At 42.9% G+C, this 15,551-nt stretch carries 13 protein-coding genes; all 13 read left to right on the top strand.

Annotated elements, in window-relative coordinates; translation table 11 throughout:
* Positions 1-6: 6 nt before the first annotated feature.
* The 13 genes from fdnG to R4Z09_RS30205 all read left to right on the top strand — a co-directional run bounded on the left by fdnG (position 7) and on the right by R4Z09_RS30205 (position 15,497).
* Entirely contained in the window at positions 7-2,982 is a 2,976-nt protein-coding gene (gene fdnG / locus R4Z09_RS30265; RefSeq protein ID WP_338450311.1) for a formate dehydrogenase-N subunit alpha, read from the top strand.
* Positions 2,982-3,806: a 4Fe-4S dicluster domain-containing protein gene (locus R4Z09_RS30260; RefSeq protein ID WP_338450310.1), complete on the top strand. Its 825-nt coding sequence runs from the start codon at positions 2,982-2,984 to the stop codon at positions 3,804-3,806. The genes fdnG and R4Z09_RS30260 overlap by 1 nt, the downstream gene beginning before the upstream one ends.
* Positions 3,796-4,545, top strand: coding sequence for a formate dehydrogenase subunit gamma (locus R4Z09_RS30255; RefSeq protein ID WP_338450309.1), 750 nt, complete (start codon positions 3,796-3,798; stop codon positions 4,543-4,545). Before R4Z09_RS30260 ends, R4Z09_RS30255 begins: the two co-directional genes overlap by 11 nt.
* Positions 4,546-4,891: 346 nt before the next feature.
* Positions 4,892-5,689: a formate dehydrogenase accessory protein FdhE gene (locus R4Z09_RS30250; protein ID WP_338450308.1), complete on the top strand. Its 798-nt coding sequence runs from the start codon at positions 4,892-4,894 to the stop codon at positions 5,687-5,689.
* 13 nt (positions 5,690-5,702) lie between these two features.
* Positions 5,703-6,311, top strand: a complete 609-nt coding sequence (gene mobA, locus R4Z09_RS30245; protein ID WP_338450307.1) for a molybdenum cofactor guanylyltransferase — start codon at positions 5,703-5,705, stop codon at positions 6,309-6,311.
* Positions 6,312-7,541 carry a gephyrin-like molybdotransferase Glp gene (gene glp, locus R4Z09_RS30240; protein WP_338450306.1) on the top strand — a complete coding sequence of 410 codons (1,230 nt, stop codon included), beginning with the start codon at positions 6,312-6,314 and terminating at the stop codon, positions 7,539-7,541. It abuts the gene before it with no gap.
* Positions 7,542-7,551: 10 nt separating this feature from the next.
* On the top strand, positions 7,552-9,468 hold the full coding sequence (locus tag R4Z09_RS30235) for a molybdopterin biosynthesis protein (RefSeq protein ID WP_338450305.1): 1,917 nt from the start codon (positions 7,552-7,554) through the stop codon (positions 9,466-9,468).
* A gap of 99 nt (positions 9,469-9,567) precedes the next feature.
* Complete coding sequence (locus tag R4Z09_RS30230) at positions 9,568-10,032, top strand: molybdenum cofactor biosynthesis protein MoaE (RefSeq protein ID WP_338450304.1); 465 nt, start codon at positions 9,568-9,570, stop codon at positions 10,030-10,032.
* Entirely contained in the window at positions 10,025-10,258 is a 234-nt protein-coding gene (moaD, locus tag R4Z09_RS30225; RefSeq protein ID WP_338450303.1) for a molybdopterin converting factor subunit 1, read from the top strand. Before R4Z09_RS30230 ends, moaD begins: the two co-directional genes overlap by 8 nt.
* Before the next feature lie 5 nt (positions 10,259-10,263).
* The gene (locus tag R4Z09_RS30220) at positions 10,264-11,283 is read left to right on the top strand and encodes a thiazole biosynthesis adenylyltransferase ThiF (RefSeq protein WP_338450302.1); all 1,020 of its coding nucleotides are present in this window, start codon (positions 10,264-10,266) and stop codon (positions 11,281-11,283) included.
* Positions 11,284-11,722: 439 nt separating this feature from the next.
* Positions 11,723-13,306: a DcuS/MalK family sensor histidine kinase gene (dcuS, locus tag R4Z09_RS30215; protein ID WP_338450301.1), complete on the top strand. Its 1,584-nt coding sequence runs from the start codon at positions 11,723-11,725 to the stop codon at positions 13,304-13,306.
* Positions 13,307-13,318: 12 nt separating this feature from the next.
* The gene (locus R4Z09_RS30210; protein ID WP_338450300.1) at positions 13,319-14,026 is read left to right on the top strand and encodes a response regulator; all 708 of its coding nucleotides are present in this window, start codon (positions 13,319-13,321) and stop codon (positions 14,024-14,026) included.
* 127 nt (positions 14,027-14,153) lie between these two features.
* Positions 14,154-15,497 carry a 2-hydroxycarboxylate transporter family protein gene (locus R4Z09_RS30205; protein WP_338450299.1) on the top strand — a complete coding sequence of 448 codons (1,344 nt, stop codon included), beginning with the start codon at positions 14,154-14,156 and terminating at the stop codon, positions 15,495-15,497.
* Positions 15,498-15,551: the final 54 nt, after the last annotated feature.

Genomic DNA, 15,551 nt, shown 5'->3' with positions numbered 1-15,551 from the left:
AGAAACATGGAAGTAACCAGAAGGCAGTTTCTGAAAATATCTGGTGCCATGGCAGCAACATTGGCAGTTGTAGAGCTTGGTTTTGATGAAAACCGCGCAAAAGCAGCATCAGGCAAGTTTAAAACTGCCCAATTAACACCAACGCCAACGATTTGTCCTTATTGTTCCGTTGGCTGCGGGATACTTGTTTATGCAAGTGAAAATGATGTTTTTTACACAGAAGGTGACCCGGATCATCCAATCAATGAGGGTACCTTATGCAGTAAAGGGACAACCATTCGCCAGTTATATACTACTGAAAAGCGGGTAACAACACCATTGTATCGTGCACCAGGAAGCGATAAATGGCAAGAAGTAGACTGGGAATTTGCGTACGAGAAAATTGTTAAAAATATCAAAGAGACACGTGACAAAGGCATGATTCACCAAGAAAACGGTGTGGTTGTTAATCGTTTAGACAATATCGCATATCTTGGCGGAGCAGCTCTTGATAATGAGGAATGCCATTTAAATCATAAATTATTCCGTGCTGGTTTAGGCTTATCCTTTATTGAGCACCAGGCCCGAATATGACACAGTTCAACGGTTGCCGGTCTGGCACCTTCGTTCGGTCGTGGAGCGATGACAAATCATTGGAACGACCTTCAATATGCAGACGTTTTATTAGTTCTAGGTTCAAACCCAGCAGAGAACCATCCAATTAGCTTTAGATGGATCTCAAAAGCACAGCAAAACGGGGCAAAATTAATTACCATTGACCCGCGTTATACAAGAACAGCGCAAATGTCAGATATCTATGGACAACTTCGTTCAGGTTCAGATATTCCGTTTGTTGGGGGGATGATTAACTATATCCTTGAGAACAATCTTTATCCTCAAGAATACGTTGCAAACTATACAAATGCTGCCTTGATTGTTGATGACAGCTACTCATTTGGAGATGGAATGTTCAGCGGTTACGATGAAAAAACAAGAAAATATGATAAGACAAAATGGGCTTATAAATTGGATGAAGAAGGAAATGCCTTAAAAGATCCAACTTTACAGGATCCACGATGTGTATTCCAACTGTTAAAACAGCATTATTCACGCTATGATGTGGACACTGTTGTTGGAATTACAGGTACAGATAAAGATACGTATTTAAAGGTTTGTGAAATTTATGGTGCTTCAGGTGAAGTAGGTAAAGCTGGTACCATCCTTTATGCAATGGGTGGAACACAGCATACAGTTGGTTCGCAAAACATTCGTATCTATGCCATTCTTCAATTATTACTTGGTAATATCGGTATTTCCGGCGGCGGTGTGAATGCACTGCGCGGTGAATCAAATGTTCAAGGTTCAACAGACTTTGGTCTCCTTTATCACAATGTTCCAGGATATATGGACGTACCAACATCAAATGACACAACATACCAAGCGTTCCTGGATCGCATTACGCCAAAGTCCGGTTATAAAACAAACAATCCAAAGTTTTACACAAGCATGTTGAAATCCTTTTATGGAGAAAATGCAACGGCGGAAAACGAATTTGGTTATCACTTTATGCCAAAGATTGCTTCTGGCAAAAACTATTCTTATTTAAGATTATTTGACGCCATGTTCAACAAGGAGCTTGAAGGCTTAATCTTATATGGCTCAAACCCAGTTGTGGGCGGACCAAACTCCGGTCAATCACAAAAATCATTAGGAAACCTAAAATGGATGGTAGCGATTGACTTGATGGAAACAGAAACATCTGCATTTTGGCAAAAAGAAGCAGGTTCTGACCCAGCATCCATCCAAACAGAAGTATTTTTCCTTCCTGCCTGCTCTTCCTTTGAAAAAGAAGGTTCCGTTACAAACTCAGGCCGCTGGATGCAGTATCGCTGGCAGGCGCTTCCGCCTAAGGGACATTCAAAGGCAGACTTGGAAATTACACATGAACTTGCCCTTCGTTTGAAAGAGGCATATGCAAACAGTACGAAACCGGCCGATGCTCCGCTTCAGGCTTTAACTTGGAATTATGGACCTGGACACCACCCGGATATTGATTTAGTTTGCCGTGAAATTAACGGCTATGATACAACGACGAAACAACAGATTAATGGTTTCGGAAACTTAAAGGATGACGGTTCTACTGCCTGTGGTAACTGGATTTACTGCGGTTTCTATCCTGATTCAGGAAACCTGTCAAAACGCCGTGATAATCGAAATGAAGGGATGAGTAACTTCTTAAATTGGTCGTATGCATGGCCAATGAATAGACGGATTCTTTATAATCGTGCAAGTGCGGACCTAAATGGTAAGGCATGGAATTCACATCGTGTCGGCATTCAATGGGATGCCTTGCAAGGAAAATGGACCGGCTACGACGTACCAGACTTTGCTGTTACAAAAGGTCCGGATGATCCAACATTTATTGATCCTTTTATCATGCAGGAGACAGGTAAGGGGGATTTATTCTCAGCGAAAATGAATGAAGGCCCATTCCCCGAACACTATGAGCCATGGGAATACCCATTAGAAAACCAAATATCTAAAACCCAATTCAACCCAGCTGTTCAATTTGGTGAAAAGAAATTAGAGACAAAAGGTGAGTTTGAGAAATTCCCAATTATTGCTACAACCTATCGTGTATCTGAGCATTGGCAATCAGGTTCCATGACCCGTAATGTCCCTTGGCTTGCAGAGCTTGTTCCGCATATGTTTATTGAAATTAGTGAGGAATTGGCGAAGGAAAAGGACATTAAAAATAAAGATAAAGTGCTGGTTTCTTCCGCTCGTGGTGAAATTGAAGCCTATGCAATGGTTACAAAGCGATTTAAGCCATATAAATTAAAAGGAAAAACGGTTCACCATATCGGTATGCCATGGCAATTTGGTTATAAAGGAATTGCAACAGGTGCTTCTGCAAACCGGATCACTCCACATATCGGGGATGCCAACTCATTTATTCCTGAATATAAAGCGTTCCTTTGCGATGTAAGGAGGGCGAAGTAATGACCGATTATGTAAAGTTCGTTGACGTAACAAAATGTGATGGCTGCCGGGCTTGTATGGTTGCCTGTAAAAACTGGAATGACCTCCCTGCTGAGCCGGAGGAATTTCATGGAAGCATTCAGTCGCATGCAGGACTAACAGCAAATACATGGAATGTCATTACCTATGAGGAGCATGAAAGAAGTGACGGCAGCTTTGACTGGCTGTTCCGTCACGCGGCCTGCCTGCACTGTAATATTGCAGGCTGTGAGAAGGCATGTCCTGAAAATGCTATCAGCACGACGAAGTTTGGCTCAGTTGTGATTGACCATGATAAATGTGTCGGCTGCGGCTATTGTGTACAGGGCTGTTACTTTGATGTCATCCAGCTGGCTGCATACAAGGACAAGAAGGGCAAGGAATACCGCTTAGCCCAGAAATGTGATCTTTGTACAGGCCGTCTGGAAAACGGTCTTCAGCCAGCCTGTGTCACAGCCTGCCATACAGACTGTCTCGTATTTGGCAGAAAAGAAGATGTGCTTCGCGATGCTAAAAATCGTTTAGCAAAAGTAAAAGAACGTTATCCAAATGCAAATATTTATAACCCGCAAGGAATTGATGGAACGACAACCGTTTATCTGTTAGCGGAAAAGCCATCAGTATACGGACTTCCAGAGGACCCGCAGGCAAAGCTGTCACAGGTTATCTGGAAGGATTGGGCACAGCCAATAGGAAAGCTGGCAGTCGGTGCCACAACCTTTGGTGTTCTTAGTGCCTTAGCGGTACAGGGTGCATTGAAACTGAAGAATAGAGGAAAGGAAGGTGAAGACCACCATGAAGGATAATTTGATGCAAATTATAAATCTAATGAAGAACAAGGAAAAAAGAAAAATAAAGGACGGCAAGGTTAAACGCTTTACCATTCACTTTCAAATCTTTCACTGGGGTTATGCATTAGCCTACTTTACCCTCTATTTATCTGGGTTAGCGATGTACACTGAGTTTTTTGATTGGCTGTATGTATTATTTGGCGGACCGGCAACGGCACGTATCATCCATCGAGTGGCTGCCGTGATCTTTATCATCATGCCAATCTACATGCTTATTTTCGACAGAAAGAGCATGGCTTTATGGTTAAAAAGTGCCTTTAAATGGGGCAAACATGATATTAAATATTTAATGAACTTCCCATTTGATATGTTTGGTTTTAAAACGAAAAACCCGCCACAGGATTTCATCAGCGGCGGTGAGAAATTAAATTCTTTAATGCAGATTGCAACTTTCTTTATGTTCGTTGCTTCAGGAATCGTCATGTGGTTTCCAGGGTATTTCCCTGGATGGGTCATTGATTGGTCCTATCCAATGCATAATATCGCATTAGGTTTATCCCTGATGGTGGTAGTTGGGCACATCTATTTATCCAGTGCCAACCCTTCATCTAAAGCATCATTAGAAGGAATGACAACAGGCTGGGTTTCCGAAGACTATGCGAAGCATCACCACACAAATTGGTATGATGATGTCGTAGAAGAAGAAAAGAAACTAGAGGCAGAAAATAAAGATAATCATCCTAAAGGTGCATAATAAGAAAAACGGAAGCTCCTTGCCCAGGAGCGACAAGCTTAAGCCGAGCAGCTGAGGGGAAGTGACCTTTCTTCCCATCAGCTGCTTGGCTTAAGACCTCGAGCTCCTAGGCGCTGGAGTTAGCCATAAAAAGGGATCTAGTTAACTTAGAAAAGAAAATGAAGTAATTTTATAAAGAAAGAGAGGCTGACTCGAGGCAGGAAGTAAGTCAGACCCCACACAATACAATATCTAGGATTCAATGCTATCTAAAGGCTCTAGATATATTCAACGTGTGGGAGTCAGACAGCTTAATGAGTCAGCCTCTTTTGTTCTTCCTAAAAAATAACACGAGGTGCAAATATAGATGAAAACAGAAATAATCAGTCCGGTATACATGAAGCTGCAAGAGGAGATTTCAGCCTTATATGAACAATGGGTGAGAGCTTTATCACAACAAACGGTTGTGATAAAAGAGAAAATAGATGGGAAGCAGTTTCCGCTTCTACCGCAAGTTGATTTGCAGTTTAATGAAAAAGATTATCATTCCTTTCTACAGGACCTTTTTAAAGCGGTAAAGGAAAATAAACCAGAGTTAGGCGAGGATTTAGTAAAAATCGAAGCGAAGTTAGACGGTGAAACATTGGCAAAATGGTTTCAGGAAGCAGTGATTGTTAATACGTATTATTTTGCCGACTGGGCTGAGAAAAACAGTGTGCCTGAGTGGCTGCCGGTTTTTGCTGCTGAACATGCAGTCCGTCCTTATTTACACAAAGCAAGCATTGAGCTTCAGGATGAACTTCCAAAGCAGGGTCATACAGGAGGTTGTCCTTGCTGCGGTGAACCGGCCCGTATGGCACTAATCAACAAAAATGGAAAAAAAGAACTGATCTGCCCGCGCTGTCATTCAACATGGGAGCAGAAGAAAATTGCCTGCGCCCATTGCGGCTCAGATGCGCAGGGTGAAGTGATGGTGTTAAAGCTAGAGGAAGATGAGCGTGCGGAAATTTATGCATGTAAATCATGTAAAGGGTATACTAAAGTAATTGATACGAGAAAGCTGCTTGAGGTTCCAGCTCCGGAAATCCTCGATTTAAAAACGATTCATTTGGATTATATTGCACAGGAAAAAGGCTACGGATTATCGGAAGACAAACAGCATTAAGAGGTGAACAGAAGTGAAGACGACGGCAATCATACTGGCAGGGGGACAGTCAAGCAGAATGGGAACAAATAAGGCCCTGCTAGAGCTGAATGGGAAAACCGTAATTGAAGGGATCGTGGAAAGTTTGGAAAAGGTGGCGGATGAGCTTCTCATTGTCACCAATACACCTGCCGACTATGAATTCCTGCACCTGCCTATGACAGAAGATCACTACAAGGGCATGGGGCCCCTTGCCGGGATTGAGGCCGGTCTGTCAGCTTCAAAAACAGAGCATAATCTGATCACAGCCTGTGATATGCCATTTATCTCTGTTGAGTTAGGAAACTACTTATTATCCTGTTTAGTGGACTATCAAGCAGCGGTGCCGGAGATTTCCGGCCGGCTGCATCCTTTATTTGCGGCTTACCGGAAAGACGTAAAGGATGCAGTAACAAAATCACTCGAGGATAACCAGCTGCGTATTAGACACTTTTTACATAGTATTCATGTTAAAATAGTAAAGAATGATGTATTAAAATCACTCCGTCTTCCGGATGAAGAGATTTACTTTTTTAATATGAATGACCGTAATGAATATGAGAAGGCGTTTACTATGTCGAAAAAGATAGGTAGTGAGAGTTAAATGAAATTTTTTCAAGTAAAAACAGTTGAGGAAACCTTTTCTCTTATTGAGGAAATGATTAAACCTTTAACGGAAAAAGAAACAAATCCGCTATATGAAGCGCTTAATTACATATTGGCCGAGGATATCACGGTCAAAGAAAACGTGCCGGCTTTCCGCCGATCCTCTGTTGACGGCTATGCGGTAAAGGCAAAGGATACGTTCGGCTCCTCTGAAAGTATGCCGGGATTTTTAACGGTTGCCGGTGAAGTGAAAATGGGCGAACAGCCGGAAAAAGCTTTAGCCGACGGTGAAGCTATTTATGTGCCAACCGGCGGTATGCTTCCGGAAGACAGCGACGCCGTGATCATGATCGAGCATTGTGAGGATTTAAGCGGGCTTTTGAATCTGTATCGCCAGGTCGCACCGGGTGAAAATGTGATTTCCATCGGTGAAGATTTAAAAGAAGGCGAGCAGCTGTTAACCGCAGGCATGAAGCTGCGTTCTCAGGAATTAGGCGCTTTGGCTTCACAGGGAATTACAGAGGTTACCGTTTACCGCAAGCCAGTGATCGGTTATCTTTCTACCGGTGATGAAATTGTACCGATTGAAACAAAGGAACTAGCGATTGGACAGGTTCGTGATATGAATGGCATTACGATTGGCTCCCTTGTTTCCGAGTGGGGCTGTGAGTTTATTTACGGCGGGATTATTCAGGACAGCCGTGAGGAACTGGAAAGACAGGCGAGGGAAATGCTCGAGAAGGTTGACTGCTTGATTTTATCAGGAGGCAGCTCGGTCGGAACAAAGGATTATTCGGTTGAAGTTATTGATTCACTTGGGGAGCCTGGTGTGTTTGTCCATGGTGTTTCCATTAAGCCGGGGAAACCGACTATTCTTGCTTCGGCAAACGATAAACCGATCATCGGTCTGCCAGGGCATCCGGCATCGGCGATTGTGATTTTCCACTTGTTCGGAAAAGCCATTTTACATAAGCTGCAGGGCTGGGTGAGAGAAGAAAAGAATCTGGCAAGGGCGATTGTGACGAAAAACCTGCCGTCCACTCCGGGACGCAGCGATTATATCCGGGCACGCCTCATCTATAAAGAAAATCAATGGTATGCAGAACCAATCATCGGAAAATCAAGCTTGATCTCTACTCTTGTCAAAAGTGAAGGTTTGATTGAAATTCCATCACGCAGCGAAGGCGTGTTAAAAGGTGATCTCGTTTCAGTAAGACTATTTGGGTGAGGTGATACATATGAAGAAATATGAACGAAAAATCTATTTGCAGGATACACCGCGGCAGGAGGCTTTATACGAACTGCTGAAAAGTTTCACTTCCGAGCGGGTAACAGAAACGATACCAAGTACGGAAGCATTAGGACGTGTTACAGCCCATCCGGTATTTGCGAAAATGTCCAACCCGCACTATCATGCATCGGCAATGGATGGTATTGCCGTAAAAGCGGAGGAGACTTTTTCTGCTCACGAACAAAACCCGGTCCAACTGAAGCTTGGTGAAGGCTTTGTTTATGTAAACACAGGCAATGAGATTCCAGCCCCTTATAATGCGGTCATCATGATTGAACACGTGGACGAAATCGATGAAGAGACAGTTGAAATTATTGAGCCGGCTTCTCCATGGCAGCATATCCGTCCAATCGGAGAGGATATCATCCAGGAGGAAATGCTGTTTCCACAGGGTCACAAAATCCGCCCGGTAGATATCGGGGTTCTCTTGGCTTCGCAGCGAATTGAAGTTCCGGTCGTGAAAAAGCCGGTTGTCAGCATCATTCCGACGGGTGATGAGCTTGTGTTTCCAAACGGTGAAACACCGCCGGGAAAATTGGTTGAGTTCAACGGCACTGTCATGGCTAATTATATCCGCGAATGGGGCGGTGAGCCTGCGCTTACTGCAATTGTCAAAGACCGACCGGAGGAGATTAAGCAGGCCCTGCTGGATGCGGTAGAGGAATCTGATATTGTGATCATTAATGCGGGTTCATCGGCTGGCTCTGAGGACTATACGGTTCATATCATCGAAGAGCTTGGCGAGGTCTTTACGCATGGCGTGGCAACTAGACCCGGAAAGCCGGTTATTTTAGGCCGGATTAAGGATAAAATTGTGATCGGATTGCCGGGTTATCCGGTTTCGGCTTATTTAGACCTTGAATGGTTTGTCCAGCCGTTGATTTGTGATTATCTGCAGATTCCGGTGCCAAAGCGGGAAACATTAACGGTAAAGCTGGGGCGTCGAATTGTCGGTACGATGGGCGCGGAGGATTTTATCCGTATGAGTATTGGCTATGTGAACGGAGAATATATAGCCAACCCATTGCCGCGTGCGGCTGGCGTAACGATGTCACTAGTGAAGGCAGACGGGATGCTGTTAATTCCTGCTCATTCCTTAGGCTATGAGCAGGGTGAAACGGTTGAAATTGAACTCTTAAAGCCGCGGGCGGAAATTAAGCAGGCAATTGTGTTTAACGGCAGCCATGATTTAACGATTGATTTGTTGTCATCGCGGCTTAAGGAACAGGATTTTAGCACGAAAATCATTTCCTCCCATGTCGGAAGCATGGCAGGTCTTATGGCGATTAAGAAGGGGGAGGCCCATATTGCGGGCACGCATCTTCTAGATCCAGAAACAAACACATATAATGTTCCTTATATTAAGCGTTTCTTAGCGGGACAAGAAGTCGTGCTTTATCCATTTTTAAAAAGAAAACAAGGCTGGCTGGTACCGAAGGGAAATCCGTTAGGGATCGAAACGGTGAAGGATATTGCCGAAAAAGAAGCTCATTTTGTTAACAGGCAAAAAGGAGCGGGAACCAGAATCCTGTTTGATATGCTGTTAAAAGAGGAAGATCTATCATCAGAGAATATCACTGGCTATCAGCGGGAAATGTTCTCCCATCTAAGTGTGGCTGCAGAGGTGAAGGTGGATGAGAATGCTGTCGGCTTAGGTATCTATTCAGCTGCTAAAACAATGGGGCTTGATTTTGTTCCGGTTTCCGATGAGAGCTACGACTTATTAATGACGAAGGAATTTTTCGAAAGCGAACAGGGGAAAAAGCTGATCGAAGTTATTCAAAGCGATCAGTTCAAACAGGACGTGCTGGCGATTGGCGGCTATGTGGTGATGGATCATCCGGATCCTGTGCTTTTTAGCTAAAATTGTATTGGGCAGGCGGACTAAGAACGCTGCGCCCTTTTGCCTTGTCGTAAGACCCTCACTATATAGAAGTTTTCACTTAATGCGGAGGTAGAAAAGATGAATTTTGAAATAGCGAAAGAGCCCATTAACATCCAGGCTGTGATTGATAAGGTAGTACAGCGTGAAGCAGGCGCAATTACGACCTTCATTGGAACAGTGCGGGAGTTAACCTATGGTAAAAAGACTCTTTATCTCATATATGAAGCCTATGAATCAATGGCGGTCAGGAAGCTTGCGCAGATTGGCCAGGAAATTGAAGAAAAATGGCCTAGCGCCAAAGTGGCTATTTCGCACCGAGTAGGGAAGCTCGATATTACGGATGTGGCGGTCGTAATTGCGGTTTCGACCCCGCATCGTGCCGATGCCTATGAAGCCAACCGTTATGCAATTGAAAGAATCAAAGAAATCGTTCCAATATGGAAAAAAGAACATTGGGAAGACGGTCAGGAATGGATTGGAAACCAAAAGGAGACAGTAGCCTATCCAACAGGAAAACCAGAGGAGGCTGATTTAAGTGAATAAAGTGCTATTTTTTGCTCATTTACGTGATGAGGTTGGACAGGAAAATGTGGAAGTGGAAGCAGCGGGTAAAACGATTGCTGAATTAAAGAAAGAGTTAGCTGGGACTTATGGAATACAGAAATTAGATGCTGTGATGGCCGCCGTGAATGAGGAGTTTGCCGGCGATGATGAGGTCATCAAGGAAGGCGATACGATTGCGTTTATTCCTCCTGTCAGCGGGGGTTGATCCTTATGTCTGAGCGTTATTCCAGGCAGACATTGTTTGCCCCAATCGGTAAAGAGGGCCAGGAGAAGATCCATGGTAAGCATGTGCTGATTATCGGGGCCGGGGCACTTGGCTCTGGGAGTGCGGAAATGTTGACGAGAGCCGGAGTCGGGCAGATCACAATTGTTGATCGGGATTATGTAGAAGAGAGCAATCTGCAGCGCCAGCAGCTGTATACGGAGCAGGATGTGGAGTTGAAGCTTCCAAAGGCAGCTGCTGCCGAAAAACGTTTGCGTGAGATTAATTCCGATGTTGTGATACATGCCGTGATTGGTGACGCGAATCCCGAGAAGTTGGCTGAGTTAGCAGACGGAAAAGATTTGATCATTGATGCAACCGATAATTTTGAGACGAGGCTTGCGATAAATGATATTTCGCAGAAGTTTAAGATTCCTTGGATTTACGGCGCCGTTGTCGGAAGCTACGGCATGACTTTCACGATTTTGCCGGGGAAAACACCTTGCTTGAATTGCCTGCTTAAAACGATTCCGGTTCAAGGCATGACATGCGATACCGTCGGCGTTATTTCACCTGCTGTTGGGATGGTGGTGTCCCATCAAGTAGCAGAAGCATTGAAAATCCTGGTTGAGGATTGGGATGCGGTACGGCCGGCTTTTGTCAGCTTTGACTTGTGGCGAAATCAATATTCGAGCATTAAAGTGGGGAAGGCAAAAGATGAGTCATGCCTGTCATGCGGCGTGAGTCCGACGTATCCATTTTTGGAAGCAGAAAATCAAACGAAATCAACGGTATTGTGCGGCCGGGATACGGTGCAGGTCCGTCCGCCAAAGCCGCGTGAGATTCAGCTTGATGAGCTGGCTAGACAGCTTGGGTCACTTGGCTATACTGTGAAGGGAAACCCGTATCTTTTATCTGTGGAGATGAAGGATGGGCGGGTGGTTATATTTAAAGACGGGCGTGCGCTGGTGCATGGGACGAAGGATATGACGGCGGCGAAGAGTTTGTATAATCGAATACTTGGTTGAGGTATGGGGATGAACCTGTTGTAGGGTTTGTCCTCTTTTTGTGTTGGGGCTGGCCTTGCTTTTAGGGATTTGGTGAGCTAGAGTGCAATTCGTTACTATTGGAGGTTGATAATTCCCGTATTCGGGTAAGAAACTGGTGATACGGAACTAACGAGGGTTGATAGTGCCCGTACGTAGGAATGAAACGAGTCAGTGGGAACTATCGAGGTTTTGTTATATCAAACAAAACAGCCAGCGGAACTTCGAAATTATCAATTTAGACGAGCTGCTGCTGGTTTAAAATAATGGCATTGAGGGATAAACATAAATTTACCGCTTTTTTTCATACTTCAAAAAAATCCCTCTTTCTAATATAGTAAATAGGTCAAATATTAATCATTTTTAGAGAAGCTCAGAGTTTAGCCAGATTATGTTGAACATCATCTCTTAGGAGGAAGATATGCATAGAGGAAATGTAAGCTTACAAAATACCATCATCTTTTTTGTCTTTACTGTCGTATTTATTTCGCTTTTGATAACGGAAATCCTAATCAGCCAACTAATAGCTGATACTGTTGAGAACAGTCAATCTGAAAAAGCGGGCAATGTGGCCCGCATGGTTGCGCTTAGTCCGCTTGTCATTGAAGGGCTGAACGGTCAAAGGGATGAATCAGACATCCAAACATTTGCGAATAAAATTAAATCAGCAACCAATGTAGAATTTGTCGTGGTCATGGATATGGACGGAATACGAAAATCTCATCCAGACAGCAGTAAAGTAGGAAAACACTTTAGGGGTGGTGATGAGGGACCTGTTTTACAGGGAAAAGAGCATGTTTCTATCTCAAAAGGTACCTTAGGTGATTCATTAAGGTCCTTTACACCCGTCATGGATGATGGGAAACAGATCGGTGCCGTAGCGGTTGGGATTACGCTTGAAGATGTAGAAAAAGCTGTTGATAAAAGCCGTAAGGGAATCTTATTAGGGATTGGTCTTGGGTTATTCATTGGAATTATCGGGGCTATTGTTTTAGCAAGGTACATAAAGAAAATATTGCTTGGATTAGAACCAATTCAAATTGCAAGATTAGTGGAAGAACGAAGTGCTATGTTGAACTCTGTACGTGAAGGGATTATCGCCACTGATCAGGATTCCCGTATTACGCTAGTCAATAAATCCGCCTCATCAATCTTTAAAAAGGCTGGGCTTGATGATCAGCCGATTGGAAAAGATGTTAATACCTATATGTCAACATCCCGTATGACCAATGTGATCAGAACAGGTGAAGCAGAACTAGATGAGGAGCAGGAAATCAATGGAGTTAATTTATTGGTCAATCGTGTCCCTATTGTCCTTAATAATAAAACAGTTGGTGCCATTTCTACTTTTCGTGACAAAACGGAAATGCGTCTTTTAGCGGAGCAGCTGACGGGCGTACAGCTTTATGCAGATGCACTACGAGCCCAGGCGCATGAATTTATGAATAAGCTCCATGTTATTCTTGGAATGGTACATATGAAGAATTATGATCAGCTGTCTGAATATATCAGTGAAACGGTCGATCATCGCAGCAATGAAATTAATTTTGTGTCTCGAATGATGCGGGACCCAGTTTTTGCAGGTTTTCTAATTGGAAAGTTAAGCTATGCAAGGGAAGCAGGTGTGGAGCTGCATATATCAAGCGAAAGTCCTGTTCCTAAACCGCAGGATAATGAAATGGTTCATGATTTAATTACAATCGTAGGGAACCTAATTGATAATGCGATAGATGCTGTAATTGATTGTCCGATCAAAAGAGTCGAAGTTGTTTTGGAATACGCTGACGATATTTTAACAATAGAGGTTTCGGACACAGGGACAGGGATGACAGAGGATGAGCAAAATAAAGTCTTGCAAAAAGGCTATTCGACAAAAGGACAAAATAGAGGTTTTGGCTTGCATTTAGTAACTCAATCGATAAATAAATTAGAGGGTGAATTTATTATTTCCTCTAAACCCGGTCAAGGTACTGAGTTTATCGTATATATCCCATATTACAGCTAAGGGGGAGGAAGAATGATTCGAACAATGATTGTAGAAGATGACCCAATGGTTGCGGAATTTAATAAACGCTACATTGGAGAAATAAAAGGATTCCAGTTAGTTGCCGTTTCCTCTACTGTTGATGCGGCAATAGATGTGATTGAAAAACAGCCGGTCGATTTGATTTTGTTGGACATTTTTATGCCTGGAAAGAATGGATTAGAGCTGTTAATTTACTTACGAGAAAATGAAATGGATATAGATGTCATTATGATTTCCGCAGCGTCAGATATTGAGAGGATACAAAAAGCAATTAGATACGGAGTCGTTGATTATTTAATTAAGCCGTTTGAATTTGAACGTTTAAATAAAACCTTGACTGCCTATAAGGAAAAAGCAAGGTTTATTCAGGACCAGCGGGTAGTTAACCAAAAAGAGCTGGATCAGCAATTTTTTAATATGAAAGAAATGGAAGTTACGGAGGATCTTCCAAAGGGTTTGACCAATAATACATTGGAACAAGTTTGGGAAGCAATCAGCACGTTGAAGGAAGAACAATTTTCAACGGAGGACATTGTTAAAGTGGTAGGGATTTCTCGTGTCTCCGTCCGAAAATACTTAAAGTTTTTGACGGATATTGGGGTACTGCGGGAACGGATTATCTACGGTACCGTGGGGAGACCAGTCTACCAGTATGAAATTAATAAATCGGAAGAACATTTGATAAAGAAATTTTTGTAAGCAGCCCATGTGGCTGCTTACTTTTTTATGGTTATTAAAACACTTACATTAATTACATAAACTATTAGAAACTTCTGATACCTAATATGATTGGTCTATCAACTATTAGGGATTAGGGGGATTTACTATGGAACCGGCACGAAGGTTGCAAACGCTTCCTAGGGTAGAGCGAAGTGAAGAAAACAAAAGTCTTTTGTCAAAGTTTAGCAGTATCAAAGTTGGGGTTATGCCTTTACCAGTTTATTTAGTCCTGGCAGCTATTATTCTTGGAGCATCATACACGAATTCACTGCCAAATGATATGATTGGCGGTTTTGCAGTCATTATGATTATGGGGATGCTGCTAGGTGATCTTGGTTTAAAGATTCCTATTTTAAAAGATATCGGCGGACCGGCTATCCTGGCTTTACTGGTCCCTTCCACATTAGTTTTCTTTAATATTATGAACCCAGCTTCAATGGATGCAGCACATACATTAATGAAAACATCCAATTTTCTCTATTTTTATATAGCATGTTTAGTAGCAGGAAGTATTTTAGGCATGAACCGAAAGGTATTGATTCAAGGATTTGCGAAAATGTTTGTTCCTCTAATTTTGGGAACGCTCGCTTCTGTAGTCGTTGGAATGCTGGTTGGATCCTTATTCGGCTACGAAATGAAGCATACTTTCTTTTATATTATTGTTCCAATTATTGGCGGGGGAATTGGAGAAGGGATTTTACCTCTATCCTTGGCATACTCTTCGATTTTAGGAGATTCTGCGGAATCCTTTGTAGCTCAGATGATTCCAGCAGCGGTTATCGGAAATATTGCAGCGGTTGTCTGTGCTGGTCTTTTAATGCGATTAGGTGAAAAGAAACCAGAGCTTTCTGGGAATGGTGTACTCGTTAAAGCAGAAGGTGGAGATGGCATTTCAGAAGATACAACAATTAATAAACCAGTTAATTTTCAATTAATGGGTGCGGGTATTTTAATAGCATGCGTTTTCTTTATTTTAGGCAGTTTGGCCCATAAGATTCTCGGAATTCCAGGTCCTGTCTTAATGATCGTAGCGGCCACACTTGTTAAGTGCATAAAAATTATGCCTCCGAAGATGGAACAAGGTGCTTTCCATTTATATAAATTTATATCAGGCAGCTTGACTTGGCCTTTAATGGTTGGACTAGGACTTCTTTATATTCCACTTGAAGACGTAGTAAAACTAGTAACTCCTGCTTATATTGTGATTTGTATATCTGTTGTTTTAGCAATGATAGGTACTGGCTATGTTGTCGGCAAGTTTATGAAAATGTACCCTGTTGATGCTGCGATTGTAACCGGCTGTCACAGCGGTTTAGGTGGTACGGGGGATGTTGCAATTCTTTCAGCATCCAATCGGATGTCCTTAATGCCATTTGCACAGGTTTCAACAAGACTTGGCGGTGCTTCAACGGTTATTTTAGCAACGTTATTAATGAAAGCGTTAAGTTAAGTTAAGTGAATTGTAAAAATCAACTAGAAACCCATTAAACACAAATATGGACAA

The sequence above is a fragment of the Niallia oryzisoli genome (genome assembly GCF_036670025.1).
Classification (GTDB): Bacteria; Bacillota; Bacilli; order Bacillales; family Cytobacillaceae; genus Bacillus_BD; species Bacillus_BD oryzisoli.
This window is presented reverse-complemented; position numbering and strand designations above follow the sequence as displayed.